At 40.7% G+C, this 14,472-nt stretch carries 16 protein-coding genes and 2 tRNA genes; 16 read left to right on the top strand and 2 right to left on the bottom strand.

The genetic code is table 11. The annotated features are described in order from the left end of the window. Positions 1 to 63 precede the first annotated feature (63 nt). The 4 genes from ISP07_RS15880 to ISP07_RS15895 all read left to right on the top strand — a co-directional run bounded on the left by ISP07_RS15880 (position 64) and on the right by ISP07_RS15895 (position 2,136). Complete coding sequence (locus tag ISP07_RS15880; protein WP_209328186.1) at positions 64 to 333, top strand: hypothetical protein; 270 nt, start codon at positions 64 to 66, stop codon at positions 331 to 333. A gap of 120 nt (positions 334 to 453) precedes the next feature. Next, the gene (locus ISP07_RS15885; protein ID WP_209328187.1) at positions 454 to 930 is read left to right on the top strand and encodes a hypothetical protein; all 477 of its coding nucleotides are present in this window, start codon (positions 454 to 456) and stop codon (positions 928 to 930) included. Positions 931 to 1,261: 331 nt separating this feature from the next. Next, on the top strand, positions 1,262 to 1,495 hold the full coding sequence (locus tag ISP07_RS15890) for a hypothetical protein (protein WP_209328188.1): 234 nt from the start codon (positions 1,262 to 1,264) through the stop codon (positions 1,493 to 1,495). Between the two features lie 107 nt (positions 1,496 to 1,602). After that, on the top strand, positions 1,603 to 2,136 hold the full coding sequence (locus ISP07_RS15895) for a hypothetical protein (RefSeq protein ID WP_209328189.1): 534 nt from the start codon (positions 1,603 to 1,605) through the stop codon (positions 2,134 to 2,136). A 54-nt stretch (positions 2,137 to 2,190) separates the two neighbouring features. Here the strand turns inward: ISP07_RS15895 and ISP07_RS15900 are convergent. Together ISP07_RS15900 and ISP07_RS15905 are read right to left on the bottom strand one after the other, a co-directional pair. Next, positions 2,191 to 2,267 (bottom strand) — tRNA-Pro (locus tag ISP07_RS15900). Positions 2,268 to 2,372: 105 nt separating this feature from the next. Further along, positions 2,373 to 2,990, bottom strand: coding sequence for an arylesterase (locus ISP07_RS15905; protein WP_209328190.1), 618 nt, complete (start codon positions 2,988 to 2,990; stop codon positions 2,373 to 2,375). Between ISP07_RS15905 and ISP07_RS15910 the strand changes: the two genes are divergently transcribed. The 12 genes from ISP07_RS15910 to ISP07_RS15965 all read left to right on the top strand — a co-directional run bounded on the left by ISP07_RS15910 (position 2,991) and on the right by ISP07_RS15965 (position 14,472). After that, positions 2,991 to 3,710: an ABC transporter ATP-binding protein gene (locus tag ISP07_RS15910; RefSeq protein WP_054561283.1), complete on the top strand. Its 720-nt coding sequence runs from the start codon at positions 2,991 to 2,993 to the stop codon at positions 3,708 to 3,710. After that, entirely contained in the window at positions 3,700 to 6,201 is a 2,502-nt protein-coding gene (locus ISP07_RS15915) for an ABC transporter permease (protein WP_209328191.1), read from the top strand. The genes ISP07_RS15910 and ISP07_RS15915 overlap by 11 nt, the downstream gene beginning before the upstream one ends. Before the next feature lie 138 nt (positions 6,202 to 6,339). Continuing rightward, positions 6,340 to 6,864 carry a crossover junction endodeoxyribonuclease RuvC gene (gene ruvC / locus ISP07_RS15920; protein WP_054553009.1) on the top strand — a complete coding sequence of 175 codons (525 nt, stop codon included), beginning with the start codon at positions 6,340 to 6,342 and terminating at the stop codon, positions 6,862 to 6,864. A gap of 1 nt (position 6,865) precedes the next feature. Continuing rightward, positions 6,866 to 7,486: a Holliday junction branch migration protein RuvA gene (gene ruvA / locus ISP07_RS15925; protein WP_054553010.1), complete on the top strand. Its 621-nt coding sequence runs from the start codon at positions 6,866 to 6,868 to the stop codon at positions 7,484 to 7,486. A 7-nt stretch (positions 7,487 to 7,493) separates the two neighbouring features. Next, positions 7,494 to 8,498: a Holliday junction branch migration DNA helicase RuvB gene (gene ruvB / locus ISP07_RS15930; RefSeq protein WP_054553011.1), complete on the top strand. Its 1,005-nt coding sequence runs from the start codon at positions 7,494 to 7,496 to the stop codon at positions 8,496 to 8,498. 958 nt (positions 8,499 to 9,456) lie between these two features. After that, a complete protein-coding gene (gene tolQ / locus ISP07_RS15935; protein WP_054553012.1) occupies positions 9,457 to 10,161 on the top strand; it encodes a protein TolQ in 705 nt (234 codons plus the stop codon). Beyond that, complete coding sequence (gene tolR / locus ISP07_RS15940) at positions 10,148 to 10,573, top strand: protein TolR (protein WP_054553013.1); 426 nt, start codon at positions 10,148 to 10,150, stop codon at positions 10,571 to 10,573. Before tolQ ends, tolR begins: the two co-directional genes overlap by 14 nt. 1 nt (position 10,574) lies before the next feature. After that, a complete protein-coding gene (gene tolA / locus ISP07_RS15945; RefSeq protein WP_054553014.1) occupies positions 10,575 to 11,513 on the top strand; it encodes a cell envelope integrity protein TolA in 939 nt (312 codons plus the stop codon). Between the two features lie 9 nt (positions 11,514 to 11,522). After that, positions 11,523 to 12,881: a Tol-Pal system beta propeller repeat protein TolB gene (gene tolB, locus ISP07_RS15950; RefSeq protein ID WP_054553015.1), complete on the top strand. Its 1,359-nt coding sequence runs from the start codon at positions 11,523 to 11,525 to the stop codon at positions 12,879 to 12,881. Positions 12,882 to 12,915: 34 nt separating this feature from the next. Next, positions 12,916 to 13,458, top strand: coding sequence for a peptidoglycan-associated lipoprotein Pal (gene pal, locus ISP07_RS15955; protein ID WP_054553016.1), 543 nt, complete (start codon positions 12,916 to 12,918; stop codon positions 13,456 to 13,458). A gap of 12 nt (positions 13,459 to 13,470) precedes the next feature. Next, the gene (gene ybgF, locus ISP07_RS15960) at positions 13,471 to 14,232 is read left to right on the top strand and encodes a tol-pal system protein YbgF (protein ID WP_054553017.1); all 762 of its coding nucleotides are present in this window, start codon (positions 13,471 to 13,473) and stop codon (positions 14,230 to 14,232) included. 168 nt (positions 14,233 to 14,400) lie between these two features. Continuing rightward, positions 14,401 to 14,472 (top strand) — tRNA-Lys (locus ISP07_RS15965).

Here is a 14,472-nt window from a genome sequence, read left to right on the forward strand (position 1 = left end):
GCTAATTTTAGCCAAGCTTAATCCGCTTATTGTGTGGGCGTTATGTGCTCTAACAGGTCAGTAATGAATATACCAATTGAAGATGAATTAAAATCTATTTGTATTGAGATAGTTGACCAAGACTACTCAACTCATCAATGGCTTGAAATAGAGTCGAGCGATATGTTTCAGTCTCCATCGTTTGTTGGTGGCTTTGACGCTGATGAAGTGGAGTTTTGTTTTAGTTATTTCGATGAGAATCGCACTGAATTTTGGTTTCAGTTTACTTTAAACCAAGCAAAGTCAATTTCAAAAGGTGAAAGCGTTAAGTTGTCTGGCTTAAAATCTGAATAAAAGTACATAACAAGTGCCCAAACCAAAGGACGCAAAACAGAAGACTTGTGCTCCTTCGTCGCCAATTTTAGCCTGCTATTTTGTGCCGTTTACGGCAAGCGTTATATTGCAAGGGGAGCTATGCGTAATCTAATCATTATTTTAGTCGCTTCGGCACTAATATCTTGCGTTGGAATTCCTGCTGAAATTTTAAAATCCAAATCAGCTGAATATCAATTTCCTATTCTGCCTACTACCGAAAGTACAATCGTGTATCTAATATCTCCGGTTGCATACCAAGAACCGAGTGCGTACCAACAAGTAAAAGTTAACGGCATTAATAGTAAGCTATATTTTGGAGCCTACAGTTCAATTACATTAGCCGAAGATGCAAATATACAATATCGCTTCAATCACCATTCAAACTTGGTTGATGCTGGTCAATGGAATCAACTTAAAGTAGCAGCTAATAAAAATGAGCTATTTTATGTATTAAAGAATGGTTTATTTATTCAAGTACCTAAAGATCAAGCTGTCGCTGAAATTGTAACCATTGAATATCGGTATTGTGAATATAAACCAAAGCCTTGCGAGCCCATGGTTCACAATGCAATATAACAATCGCATTTAGGGTGGACGCAAAACGCTTGGCTTGCGCTCCTTCGTCGATAATTTTAGCCAAGCTTTATCCGCCTTCTATGCGGCGTTAGGGTTACAATCAGGCAATGAAGTGGACTGAACCTTGGGTTAAATCAATCCAAAATCAAGAAAGATATAGCCTCATTTCAAAAGGGGTGTTAATCAGCTGCCTTATTTGGACGTTGTTTTTTGTTATTTTGGCAGTTGTAAGTCTGTTGACTAAAGATGACTTTATCAATCATCTGGTTAAAACAATTTGGATTGCGCCTGCAGGAGGTTTCATTTTAGCTTGGGGCTTGTATACGATCAGGTGGCTGTCACCAGTAAAATTGATTCCGGCCCCAAAGGTATTATTAGAATCAAAGCAGATAATATAACTTCGATACCTTGGGAGCTGATATCTTCGTATACGTTTATTGTTGACGGCATAGTTTTTAAGTTTACGGATGATAGTGAAATTACATTTTTATTACCGAAAGATATAGATCGAGATTTAATAGCAAAAGAACTTGAAGCACACTCAATCAAAAAAGGTGTTTTATAACCTTAACAAGGTAATTAAATCGAACACAAAAGATAAGGCAGTGTCCGCTCCAAATTGTAGCCTGCCATTTTGTTCAGTTTATCAAGGCGTTAGGCATCAAGGATAGTATGGACGATAATATTAAGGTCGGAGATTGGGTCAGAAGCTATGGTTCAGGGATATGGAGAGTTCATCGAATTCTAGAACTCAGTGATTTTGATATTCAAAGTCAAACTAACAAACCTAGAACTGTTATTTTCTCTTCACGCTTTGTAAACGACTCTTATAAGTTATCCTTTGCAACAGAATGCTGTGATTCAATATTTGTTTATCATTTGCAACAAGCCGAGCGAGATGAACTCGATTCATTTATCAATCAAAATCCTGATTTATATACTAAATTCAATGCTTATAAACCAAAACCTATTAACGCTATCTACAACGCAAAAATAAATATTCCGGTTTCAAAAAGTGAATCTGATTTGGAAGAGCTCTTAATTAGTTACCAATCATTATTTTTAGAGCAACTCTTTTGTCAGTTGCATTCTTCAGGTTTAGCATCAAGTGATAACAAAGGTTGGACGGCACAATTTGTAGCTAAAGATCATGAGGCTGTTGATGGTAAATTAGTGTATTGCTTTTCAACGTTATTGACGTTTTAGATTTTATAGAAACTAAGAATAGTATGTAAGTTTTTGATAGGGATAAGGAAAAGATGGTCGGCATAGCAGGATTTGAACCTGCGACCCCTGACACCCCATGACAGTGCGCTACCAAGCTGCGCTATATGCCGACGTTGCAAGCCATAGTACGGCTTTTTTTATAAAAATCAATATCCCCGCAGTTCGATTGCCTGTTAATTGTTCAGGCAATCGATATTAAATCAATGGACTAGAGGTTAATCTAGCCAATCGTTGATCGTATTGTACATAAAGTCGCGTATTAATGGTTGAGCATCGGCATTAGGGTGCAAGTTATCGTTTTGCATAAGTTCTGGACGGCCTGCAATGCTAAGCATGAAAAAGGGCATGAGCTCAGAATCTGTTTCATCGGCAATGGTTTTAAAGCTATCGGTGAAAAGTTTGGTATAACGCGGGCCATAGTTTGGTGGAATTTGTACTTCCATTACGGCGGTTTTCGCCCCAATTTTTTGGCTTTTTGCAATTAAATCACGTAAGTTAGCTTGCAGGCGTTTAATAGGGAAACCTCGTAAACCATCGTTTCCGCCAAGCTCAATGAGTACATGAGTGGGTTCAAATTCGCTCAGTAACGCGTCGAGTCGCCTTAGAGCACCGCCTGTGGTTTCACCGCTAATACTGGCGTTTACTAAGTATATAGATTGGTCTTTTTCATCGTACTTATCTTGTAACAATTTAACCCAGCCTTGCTCTTGTTTAAGACCGTAAGCGGCGCTTAAACTGTCACCTAGAATTAAAATTGTGTTGTCAGCTGCTGCCGTAAGTGGTTTGATTACTAACAGTAAAACGAATATAAAACGTAGGATTGGATGCATCATATGTCAGCGCTTTCTCAATTAAATATCATTCAAGTTAAAGGACTTTCTAAAACGGTCACCACGGTTGAGGGCGACCTGACCATCCTCAGTGACATCAGCTTTAATGTCAAGTCGGGCGACTCAGTTGCTGTAGTAGGCACCTCAGGTTCGGGTAAGTCTACTTTATTAAGTTTATTGGCCGGCCTTGATCAATCAACGGGCGGTAGTATTCATTTAGATGGAGCCGCATTACACGAATTAGATGAAGAAGCACGCGCAGCACTTCGCGCCGAAAAAGTGGGTTTTGTGTTTCAGTCTTTCATGCTTGTACAAAGCTTAACAGCCCTTGAAAACGTCATGCTTCCCGCTGAACTTGCGGGTAGCAAAGATGCTAAACAACAAGCCCTTGAGCTACTTGAAAAAGTAGGCTTAAGCCATCGTGTTGGTCATTACCCATCGCAATTATCTGGCGGTGAGCAGCAACGTGTAGCAATTGCGCGTGCATTTATTGGCACACCGAAAATTTTATTTGCAGATGAACCATCAGCAAACCTTGATAGTAAAAACGGTAAGTTAATTGAGTCTTTATTATTTGAACTAAATAAAGAGCACGGCACAACACTCATTTTAGTAACCCATGATGAGCAGCTTGCACAAAAGTGTCAGCAAATTTTACATATTGAAGCGGGGCAGTTAGTAACAGTAAAAGAAAGCGAAGGAGTGCAAGCGAATGTGGGCTAAATTAGCACTAAAACTGTTTTCACGTGAGTTTAAGCGTGGCGAATTAACAGTGATCAGTGCAGCAATAGCCTTAGCTGTTCTCACTGTTTTAACACTGTCTATGGTTACCGACCGCATTGGTCAAAGTATTGAAGAAAAAAGCAGTGCCTTTATTGCCGCTGATCGCGTTTTAGCAAGTAACCATGCTTTACCTGCTGAGTTTTTAGAACAAGCCAACCAAGAAAACTTACGCACCGCAAAAATAACTTACTTCGACACCATGTTATTTGCCGGTGACGAAATGCAACTTGGCTCGGTTAAAGCGGTATCAAATACCTATCCATTAAAAGGTGAGTTAAAAGTAAAAACTAGCCTGACTGACCAACCACAAGTAACTTCTGATATCCCAAGTCGTGGTGAAGTGTGGTTAAGTGAATCTGTGTTTTATGCGCTAAATATTAAAGTGGGCGATAAAGTAGAGCTTGGTGCTGCTACGTTTACGGCTAGTCATGTTGTAGCCGAAGAGCCTGATGCACCGTTTAATGTGTTCTCGAGCAGCCAGCGAATCTTAATCAATGAAGCAGATATTGCTGTAACTGAGGTAATTCAGCCCGGCAGCCGAGTGTTTTACCGCCAACTTTATGCTGGCGACAAAGACAATTTAGATAGCTTTTATGCGTGGTTAAAACCACAAATGAAAGAAAACCAGCGTTGGTATGGTGTTAAAGACCGCCAGTCACCTATTTCTAATAGTTTAAATCGTGCCGAAAGCTATTTATTGCTAGCTGGTTTGCTAGGCATTATTTTAGCAGCCGTTGCTATTGCGGTGTCGGCAAAACGGTATTGTGAGCGTCAGTACGACCCAGTTGCTATGATGAAAACGCTGGGCGGTAGCCGCGCTATGATCCGTAAAATCTATTTATTACATTTGAGCCTTGTATGTTCAATGTCGGTGATTGTCGGTTTACTGATTGGTTATGGTTTACAAGCGGTTGCCACTGATTATTTATCACAAACCATGGGCACAGCACTGCCGAGCGCATCGGCTAAACCTTGGATCATTGCGATCAGCACGGGTGTGATTTGTGCGGTTATGTTTTCAATTAAACCGCTACTCGATTTATTTGATATTCCGCCGCTACGTGTACTTCGCCGTAACTTAGGCGACCGTTTATTAGTAAGTAAAGTGCACCTTACTATGTCGGCGCTTACGGTGTTTTTACTGATGTGGTTATTTAGTAACAACATCAAAATTAGTGCAATTTTGTTCCTTTCGACGGCAGTTCTAATTGCGGTGTTATTTGGTTTATCAAAGGTTATTTTTGGTGGTGGCCGCAAACTTGGCTTGAGTCCGGGCAACAGTTGGTCATTGGCGATTGCGTCAATTCAAAAGCGTGCCAATGTGAATGCGGTGCAATTAATTAGCTTTGCTTTGGCAATCAAGTTATTACTGTTTTTAATTGTACTTAAGAATGACATGATTTCGGATTGGCAGTCTCAGCTTCCTGAAAATGCCCCTAATTCATTTTTAGTGAACATTACTGAGCAAGAGTTAGAGCCTATTACTAGCTTCTTAGCGCAAAACGATATGCCCACGTCTGATTTCTATCCGGTAGTCCGTGGTCGCGTAAACGCCGTTAATGGCGAACTGGTTGCCCGCGAAGTATCGCAAGAAGACAACGAAAAGAAAGACGAAGAAGCCCGCTCTGGTATTGGCCGTGAGTTAAACCTAACTTGGCGTAAAGACTTACCAAATCAAAACGAGCTTATCGACGGTGCATGGTTTAGTGAAGACTCAGTAGCTGAGGCATCGGTAGAAGAGTCGATGCTTGAACGCCTTGATGTACAAATTGGCGATACGCTTACTTTCTTAATTGGTGCGCAGTCGTTTGACGCAAAAATTACCAGTGTGCGTAAGGTTAATTGGACCACGCTTAAACCTAACTTCTTTATTATTTTAAGCCCTGATGTGCTAGCGAGTTTCCCGGCTACTTATATTTCTTCAGTGAATGTAAAAGCAGAGAAAAAACGTGAGTTTAATGAGCTAATGCGTCAATACCCAACGGTTAACGTGATAGATGTTGAAAGCTTTATTAAACAAATTCGCTCAACCATAGAGCAAGTATCGTTAGCGATTGGGTTTGTTCTAGCGATTGTGGTTGCCTGTGGCGCTTTAGTACTTATTTCACAAGTACAAGCAAGTTTGGGTGAGCGAATGCAAGAGATTGTTATTTTGCGAACTTTAGGTGCGAAAGGGCGCTTAATTAAAAATGCTACCTTATATGAGTTTTTACTATTAGGCGTAACTGCAGGCTTAGTGGCTGCCATAGTTAGTGACATCGCTCTGTTAATAGTGCAAAAACAAATGTTCGATTTAGCAGGTAAGTTCCACCCTCATATTTGGGTTATTGGCCCTGCAGTCGGGGGCTTATTTGTGGCATGTTTAGGTTATTTGATGATAGCCCGCACAATGCGAAAAAATACCCAAGGCTTATTACGCTCGCTCGCGTAAATGTCTTAATTAAAGGTTGACTATAAAATGCTCGCAATTGCGGGCATTTTTTATGAATTGCAATTGGTTACTGGTAATTTATACAGTGCTCTGGCATTATTAACCGCAGATAATAATGATAATAGACGAGTCAGTTAGTTGGCGATTATTTTAGGGATTGATCCTGGTTCACGATTAACAGGGTACGGCGTGATTGCTCACCAAGGTGCTAAGTTCACTTATTTAGGCAGTGGCTGCATTAAATTGGCCGATCACGATTTTCCGATACGCTTAAAAATGATTTACCAAGGGATCAGTCAATTGGTAGAGCAATTCTCCCCAGACAGTTTTGCTATCGAAAAAGTGTTTATGGCACACAACCCAGACTCAGCGCTTAAACTCGGTCAAGCACGTGGCGCTGCTATCGTTGGTGCTTCAATGGCAGAGCTGCCAGTTTATGAATATTCAGCTCGGCAAATTAAGCAGGCCGTTGTAGGTAATGGCGGAGCCGATAAGTCTCAAGTACAGCATATGGTTAAAAACATTTTAAAGCTGCCAGGTACCCCTCAAGCCGATGCCGCAGATGCTTTAGCAATTGCTATTTGTCATGCACACTCAGAACAAAATTTAATAAAACTTGCGGGCAGTGCGAGCAAAACCGTAAGAGGACGATTAAGGAAGTAATATGATTGGTCGATTAAATGGCTTACTTGTTGAAAAGCAGCCACCAGAAATTCTTATCGAAGTAAGTGGTGTAGGCTACGAAGTACAAATGCCGATGACTTGCTTTTATGATTTACCGGCAGTGGGTGAGCAAGCGATTATTTATACCCATTTTGTGGTACGTGAAGATGCCCAGCTATTATTTGGCTTTAACAACAAAACTGAACGCGCTTTATTTAGAGAGCTTTTAAAAGCCAATGGTGTAGGGCCAAAGCTTGGTCTAGCTATTTTATCGGGTATGTCGGCGCAGCAATTTGTAAGTTGTGTTAATAATGAAGATGCGACCACACTGGTTAAACTACCGGGCGTTGGTAAAAAAACGGCTGAGCGTTTAGTGCTCGAAATGAAAGACCGGCTTAAAAATTGGGGTAATGACTTATTTACACCATTTAGCGATAATGCCGTCATTGAGCCATCAAGTGATGATACCCTAGTGGCAAATAATGCTGCTGATGATGCTGTATCAGCACTTGTGGCATTAGGCTATAAGCTACCGCAAGCACAAAAAGCGGTTAAAACAGTTAACAAACCAGATATGACGACCGAGGTTCTAATTAAAGAAGCTCTAAAATCAATGTTGTGAGTAAACCATGATTGAAGCAGATCGCTTAATAGATGCGAGTGAACAAAGTAACGAAGACAGTGTTGATCGTGCCATACGACCAAAGCTGTTAACCGATTACACAGGCCAGCCGCATGTTAAGCAACAAATGGAAATTTTTATCGAGGCCGCTCGCCATCGTGGTGAAGCGCTGGATCACTTATTAATATTTGGTCCACCGGGCCTTGGTAAAACCACACTTGCAAATATTGTTGCCAACGAGCTTAACGTTAATATTAAAACAACATCAGGGCCAGTACTCGAAAAAGCAGGGGATTTAGCCGCACTTTTAACGAACCTTGAAGAAGGTGACGTACTGTTTATTGACGAAATACATCGCTTGAGCCCGCAAGTCGAAGAGATTTTGTATCCCGCAATGGAAGATTATCAGCTGGATATAATGATAGGTGAGGGCCCCGCAGCACGTTCAATAAAGCTTGATTTGCCGCCATTTACTTTAATTGGTGCAACAACGCGTGCAGGTTCACTCACCTCACCACTTAGAGACCGTTTTGGCATCGTACAGCGATTAGAGTTTTATTCAGTTGAAGACCTCTCAAAAATTGTTGCCCGTTCAGCAAGCTTTTTAGATTTAACCATGTGCGATGAAGGCGCTACAGAAATCGCCAAGCGCTCACGTGGTACACCTCGCATAGCTAATCGTTTATTACGCCGCGTTCGTGATTACACCCAAGTGAAATCAGACGGTAAAGTGAATGCTACAGTTGCCGAGCAAGCCCTCGATATGATTGATGTCGATAAAAGCGGTTTTGACTACATGGATAGAAAATACCTGTTAGCTATTATCGAAAAATTTATGGGCGGCCCCGTTGGACTTGATAACCTAGCGGCTGCAATTGGCGAAGAAAAAGAAACCATTGAAGATGTGATAGAGCCGTTTTTAATTCAACAAGGCTTTATACAACGCACCCCACGCGGACGACTTGTTTCAGACATCGCTTATTTACACTTTGGATTAACGCCAGAAAAATAACTAAAAACCCCGCGAAGCGGGGTTTTTAGTAGTTAGATTTCAGAAGTTAGATATTAGTTGATCGAGAGGGTGGTTTTATTTTTGTGTAATTAACAAAAAGCTTGCTATAGATGATATTAGTTTTACTTTGTTCTAACCACTAACCACTAACCACTAACCACTAACCACTGGGTTGTTGTCTCATTTTAACATCTGTAATTCACATGCTGTTAAGTTATCGATAGGTATTCTCATTGACGTTTGTGTAGGCAAAAAAAAGCCCGCATAAGGATGCGGGCAAACAACAAGTTGAAGGAAGTAATCCAGGGAACTACGGTCTACTTAAAAAAGGTTTTATCCAGATTTAAGTAAACCTAGTGCAATACGAAACTTCATATTGCTAAAAACGGAGCTTGATGAAAGAAACTTTCATGAGGTTGCTAGCTCGGTATAGGTAAATAATACGCAATGATGGATTTTTCTTCAAACTAGAAAAATTTTATTTTCAGATAAAAAAAACTAATGTGAGCTAAAAATTGAATTGTTTTCTTTTTGTTCACTTTGTAACTATTTTGTTTTTAACCTTCTGAATAAAAGGGTTTTTATAAATTTTGTGATCTTTATTCAGGATTAGTTTAAGTATTCTGTAGTAGATTTGCAAAAGTGCTTTTGGGTGTTTATGCGTAATTTATGAATAAACGTCGTGTTTTTGGCTGTTTTGGTTGCTTTTGAGAGCTATTCTAGTGACTTATTATTAAGGTGAAAATATGCGTAAATGTGTTGATAAAACCTAATATGGCTAAAAAATAACTAAGCAAATTGCTTTTTACCGTTATTTGCCGCTAATTCACAGCAAGAGCGTTGTCAGTTCATAGCTGACTAGATACACTAGATGTAACTTTTGGCCGCCTTTGTGGTCAATAAATACAAGTGTAAAAAATATAACAAATTACATAGAAATCTATTTTAGGAGTTTAACGTGGGATCAGGGCTTAACTTTTTAGATCTTATTCTAGAAGCCAGTGTACTTGTCCAGCTAGTAATGTTGGCATTAGTCGGTATGTCGGTAATGTCATGGGCAATTATCTTTCAGCGTAAAAAAGCGATTTCTGATGCACTTAATGGCGCAAAGCGCTTTGAGCAGAAGTTTTGGTCGGGTATTGACCTAAGTAAATTATACAACGAAGTATCAGCGCGTCCTGGTGGCGCATCAGGTGTTGAAGCATTATTCGTTGCAGGTTTTAAAGAGTTTGCACGTCATAAGAAAAATTCACCACAAAGTGCAAGTATTGTTATGGAAGGCACACACCGTTCAATGCGTGTTGCTTTATCGCGTGAAGTTGAAAAGCTTGAGTCAAGTTTATCGTTTTTAGCAACCGTGGGTTCTATTAGTCCTTACATCGGCCTGTTTGGTACGGTGTGGGGTATTATGAACGCATTTATCGCATTAGGTGAAGTTAAGCAAGCAACGCTACAAATGGTAGCGCCAGGTATTGCTGAAGCACTAATCGCAACAGCAATGGGTTTATTTGCTGCAATTCCAGCTGTTATTGCTTACAACCGTTTTGCAAACAAAGTAGAAAAGCTTGAAGGTAATTATATTAACTTCATGGAAGAGTTCGCCAATATTTTACACCGCCAAGCTGCTGCGCAAATAGAGGCTAAAGCGAATGTACCAGCGTAAGAAACGTCGCCCAGTAGGTGAGATAAACGTAGTTCCTTACATTGACGTAATGTTGGTACTACTAATCATATTTATGGCAACTGCGCCACTTATTACTCATGGCGTAAAAGTAGATTTGCCAAAGATGGAAGAATCGGATCTTGTTGATACTAAAGATACGCCTCCAATTATTGCGTCAATTGATGCTGAAGGTAAGTACTATGTAAGTATTGGTACAGATCCTGAAGCACCAATGGAAGCGTTGGATGTTGCTGCAGTGATTAAACTTCAGCTGCAAAAGAATCCAGATACGCCAGTGATGATCAAAGGTTCGGGCCGTGTTTCTTATCAAGAAGTACTGCTACTCATGGACTTTTTGAAAAATGCCGGTGTGCCTTCAGTGGGTCTAATGACCGAATCATTTGAGGGTTAGTATGCGTGAGTCATTAATCAAATCGATTCTATTACATCTGGGTATTATTGGTTTTTTAATTGGATCAGCTAGTTTTCATTTACCTACTCCTAAGGTAATGGAAGTAACTTTGAATCCAGCTATGCCTGAGCCAGAAAAGGCTGTTTCAGCAGTTACGGTAGACCAACAAAAGGTTGAACAAAAAATTGCTGAGCTAAAAAAGCAAGAAGAAGCGAAAAAACAAGCTGAAGCAAAGCGTCTTCGTGATCTTGAACGACGTGCCAATGACGCGCGCAAGCAACGTGAAGCGGAAGACCGTCGTCTTAAAAAGCTAGAACAACAGCGCCGCGCGAAAGAGAAAGAAAAAGCAGAAGCCGAAGCACAAGCGAAAAAAGCACGTGAAATTCAGCAAAAAGAACGTGCTAAAGCGCAACAAGCCGAAAAGCAAAAGCAAGAAGCTGAAGCAGCAGCAAAAGCTGCAGCAGAAAAGCGCAAAGCTGAAGAAGAGGCGTTAAAGAAAGCGGAAGAAGAGCGTAAGCGTAAAGCTGCCGAAGCAGAAGCTGAACGTAAACGCAAAGAAGCCGAAGCCGAGCGTAAACGCCAGCAAGCATTGCAAGAGCAAATGTTGCAAGAGCAGTTAGCTGCTGAGCAAGCTGCACGAAATAAAGTTCGTCAACAGCAAATTGTAAGTGAAGTCGACAAATACAAAGCCTTAATAATGGCACGTATTCAGCAAACTTTACTTATCGATGAAAAGATGAAGAATAAACAATGTCGTGTAAATATTCGTCTTGGCTTTAATGGCTTAGTAACACAAGTTAAGTCATTAGGTGGTGATAAATTAGTGTGTGAAGCTGCGCTTCGAGCTGTTCGTATGGCAGATACACTCCCGGTATCACCCGATAAAGACGTATTTGAGCAACTTAAAAATATTAATTTAACAATCAAGCCAGAATTCTAAAGGAATGATATGTTCAACCAGATAAAAACAGCATGTTTTATTGTATTACTGGGCTTTCATGGCATCGCCAGTGCTGCACTAGAAATTGTTATTACCGAAGGTGTTGATGGTGCACGTCCGATTGCAGTTGTGCCATTTCAATACAATGGGGTAGGCCCCATCCCTGAAAAGTTAAGTACTGTTATTGCAGCAGACTTAATGCGTAGTGGTAAATTTAAACCTATTGATGTAGCAACAATGCCTCAATTACCAGCAACTGATACTGACGTTGACTATGCTGCATGGGTTAATAAAGGTGTCGAAGCCGTTCTTGTTGGTCAAGTTGAACAACAGCCAGGTGGACGTTACTTAGTTAAGTATGAGCTTATTGATGTTATTCGTGGTCAGATCACGGGTGGTCAAACACAGATGATGAGTAACGGTAAGTTAGTTAAAAGCCAAGACCATATTCTTGATGCAAGAGAAAGTGTAATAGCTGAAACGGGTTTCCGCCGCTACGCTCACCGTATCAGTGATGTTGTATACGAAGCTTTAACTGGAGAAAAAGGTGCATTCTTAACGAAGATTGCCTACGTTATTGTGAGAGAAAATCAGGCAATGCCTTATCAGTTAGTCGTTGCTGATTATGATGGTTTTAATGAGCAAGTATTACTTCGTTCTAAAGAGCCATTAATGTCACCGGCATGGTCACCAGATGGTACTAAGCTTGCGTATGTAACATTTGAAAATCGTCAAAGCCAAATTTACATTCAAGATTTATACACGGGTAAACGTGAGCTGATCACAAGTCACCCTGGTATTAATGGTGCGCCACAGTTCTCACCTGATGGCAAAAAGCTACTATTAGTGCTTTCTAAAGACCGCAATGGTGCAACAGAAGTATATGTTTTAGACCTTGCAACTCGCAAAGAAAGACGCCTTACAAATCACCGTAGTATAGATACTGAACCATCTTGGTTCCCTAATGGGCAAGATATTGTGTTTACGTCTGAAAGGGGTGGTAATGCCCAGATTTATAAGTTAAATTTGCAAACTGGTAGGTCAAAACGCATGACGTTTGACGGAGATATGAACCTAGCAGGTTCGGTTTCTCCAGATGGAAAAGAATTAGTGATGGTGAACCGTACCAACGGTCAATACCATCTTGCTAAGAAAGAGCTAGCTACAGGTGCGTTCCAAGTGTTAACTAGAACACGCCTTGATGAATCGCCGAGTATCGCACCAAACGGCTCGATGATTATCTACAGCACGCTTCATAATAATAAACAGGTGTTGGCGTTAGTTTCTATGGATGGTCGCTTTAAAGCACGCTTACCTGTGCTAGACGGACAAGTTAAGGCACCGGCTTGGTCGCCTTATTTACAGTAATTATACTGGTTTACTCAATATAGGAATCAATTAAATGCAACTTAATAAAACTTTAAAAGGCCTGCTAATTGCTGTGCCAGTGATGACATTAGCGGCGTGTAGCTCTTCTTCAGGTGTTGACGAAGGTGCTGCAAACCAATCTAACCAAGGTATGGTTGAGCAATCAAACAACACTGATACTGTTGAAGTTGCAACGCTTACTCCAGAGCAACAAGCTGAAGAAGCACTTCGTGAAAAATACGAAGCGTTACGTCAAGAGCAAATCATTTACTTTGGCTTTGATAACGCAAAAATCCAAAGCAAGTATGCTGAACTATTACAAGCACACGCTGAATTCTTAGTACAAAACCCTTCAGTTAAAGTACTAATCGAAGGTCACGCTGATGAGCGCGGTACGCCTGAGTACAACATCGCACTAGGCGAGCACCGTGGTCAAGCAGTAGAAAAATACTTACAAAGTTTAGGTGTTTCTGCTAGCCAAATGTCAGTAGTGAGCTATGGTGAAGAGAAGCCAATGGTTAAGTCTCGCACTGAAGAAGCGTTCGCGAAGAACCGTCGCGCAGTATTAGTTTACTAATAAAGAGTCATTATGAAGCCGAAAATTATTTTGGCAGCAATGATCTTAAGCGGGAGCACCCAGTTATGGGCTGCTCCCGCTCCTGTTTCAGAAGCTGCAAGCTCGCAATCGAGCATTGAGAAGCGTTTAGTCGCTTTAGAAAACATGATGAAGTCACGTAATTTATTGCAAGCTGAGCTTCAGCAGCAGCTTAATATTTTACAAGACGAAGTGAGCCAAGTACGTGGTATTACAGAAGAGCAAAGCTATAAGCTTGAAAAAGTACTGCAACGTCAGCGTGAGCTATATCAAGAAATTGAGAACCGAGTTAGCCAAGCTTATAGCCAGCCTGCTGCAACACAAACTCAACCTACAAATACTTATACAGATGTAGGTGCATCACAGGCAATCAGTTCAGACTTATCTGAAAACGAAGCTTATGAGCGTGCAGTGGCGTTAATCATGAAAGATAAACGTTATGAGCAAGCAATTCCTGAGTTTCAAGCATTCTTAACGACATACCCAAATTCAGTGTATGCATCTAATGCGCATTATTGGTTAGGTCAGCTGTTAACTATTCAAAACGATCAAGCAGGTGCGACTGAGCACTTTAAAGTTGTTGTGAATGAATACCCTAATTCTAATAAGCGCCCAGATGCAATGTTAAAGTTAGGAAACTTATTAGCGGATCAAGGTTTAGGCGAGCAAGCCCTTAAAACCTTTAATGATTTAATTAATCAGTACCCAAGTACTACCGCTGCTAAATTAGCCACAGAACGTCTGTCGCAAATGTAGATTTGACCTGATTAGACTGCTTTTTGACATAAGCGGTCTAAAATTAGGCAACTAGACATAAAAACTTAAAAAAAGAGATATTTTCTGTTGCACTCAGCATTTAAATAAGTATTATAAGCGCCCGCAGCAGGCGATTGGTAACAACAGCCAAAATGCGGAAAAAAGAGCGGGTCATTAGCTCAGTTGGTAGAGCAGTGGACTTTTAATCCATTGGTCGATGGTTCAAGTCCATCATGACCC

The organism is Pseudoalteromonas sp. PA2MD11 (assembly GCF_017808125.1).
Classification (GTDB): domain Bacteria; phylum Pseudomonadota; class Gammaproteobacteria; order Enterobacterales; family Alteromonadaceae; genus Pseudoalteromonas; species Pseudoalteromonas simplex.

Bases quoted from the DNA above. Each gene is read 5' to 3' on its own strand.
- ISP07_RS15880 (WP_209328186.1), top strand. From the start codon at position 64: ATGAATATACCAATTGAAGATGAATTAAAATCTATTTGTATTGAGATA.
- ISP07_RS15885 (WP_209328187.1), top strand. From the start codon at position 454: ATGCGTAATCTAATCATTATTTTAGTCGCTTCGGCACTAATATCTTGC.
- ISP07_RS15895 (WP_209328189.1), top strand. From the start codon at position 1,603: ATGGACGATAATATTAAGGTCGGAGATTGGGTCAGAAGCTATGGTTCA.
- ISP07_RS15905 (WP_209328190.1), bottom strand. From the start codon at position 2,990: ATGATGCATCCAATCCTACGTTTTATATTCGTTTTACTGTTAGTAATC.
- ISP07_RS15910 (WP_054561283.1), top strand. From the start codon at position 2,991: ATGTCAGCGCTTTCTCAATTAAATATCATTCAAGTTAAAGGACTTTCT.
- ISP07_RS15915 (WP_209328191.1), top strand. From the start codon at position 3,700: ATGTGGGCTAAATTAGCACTAAAACTGTTTTCACGTGAGTTTAAGCGT.
- ruvA (WP_054553010.1), top strand. From the start codon at position 6,866: ATGATTGGTCGATTAAATGGCTTACTTGTTGAAAAGCAGCCACCAGAA.
- ruvB (WP_054553011.1), top strand. From the start codon at position 7,494: ATGATTGAAGCAGATCGCTTAATAGATGCGAGTGAACAAAGTAACGAA.
- tolR (WP_054553013.1), top strand. From the start codon at position 10,148: ATGTACCAGCGTAAGAAACGTCGCCCAGTAGGTGAGATAAACGTAGTT.
- tolA (WP_054553014.1), top strand. From the start codon at position 10,575: ATGCGTGAGTCATTAATCAAATCGATTCTATTACATCTGGGTATTATT.
- tolB (WP_054553015.1), top strand. From the start codon at position 11,523: ATGTTCAACCAGATAAAAACAGCATGTTTTATTGTATTACTGGGCTTT.
- pal (WP_054553016.1), top strand. From the start codon at position 12,916: ATGCAACTTAATAAAACTTTAAAAGGCCTGCTAATTGCTGTGCCAGTG.
- ybgF (WP_054553017.1), top strand. From the start codon at position 13,471: ATGAAGCCGAAAATTATTTTGGCAGCAATGATCTTAAGCGGGAGCACC.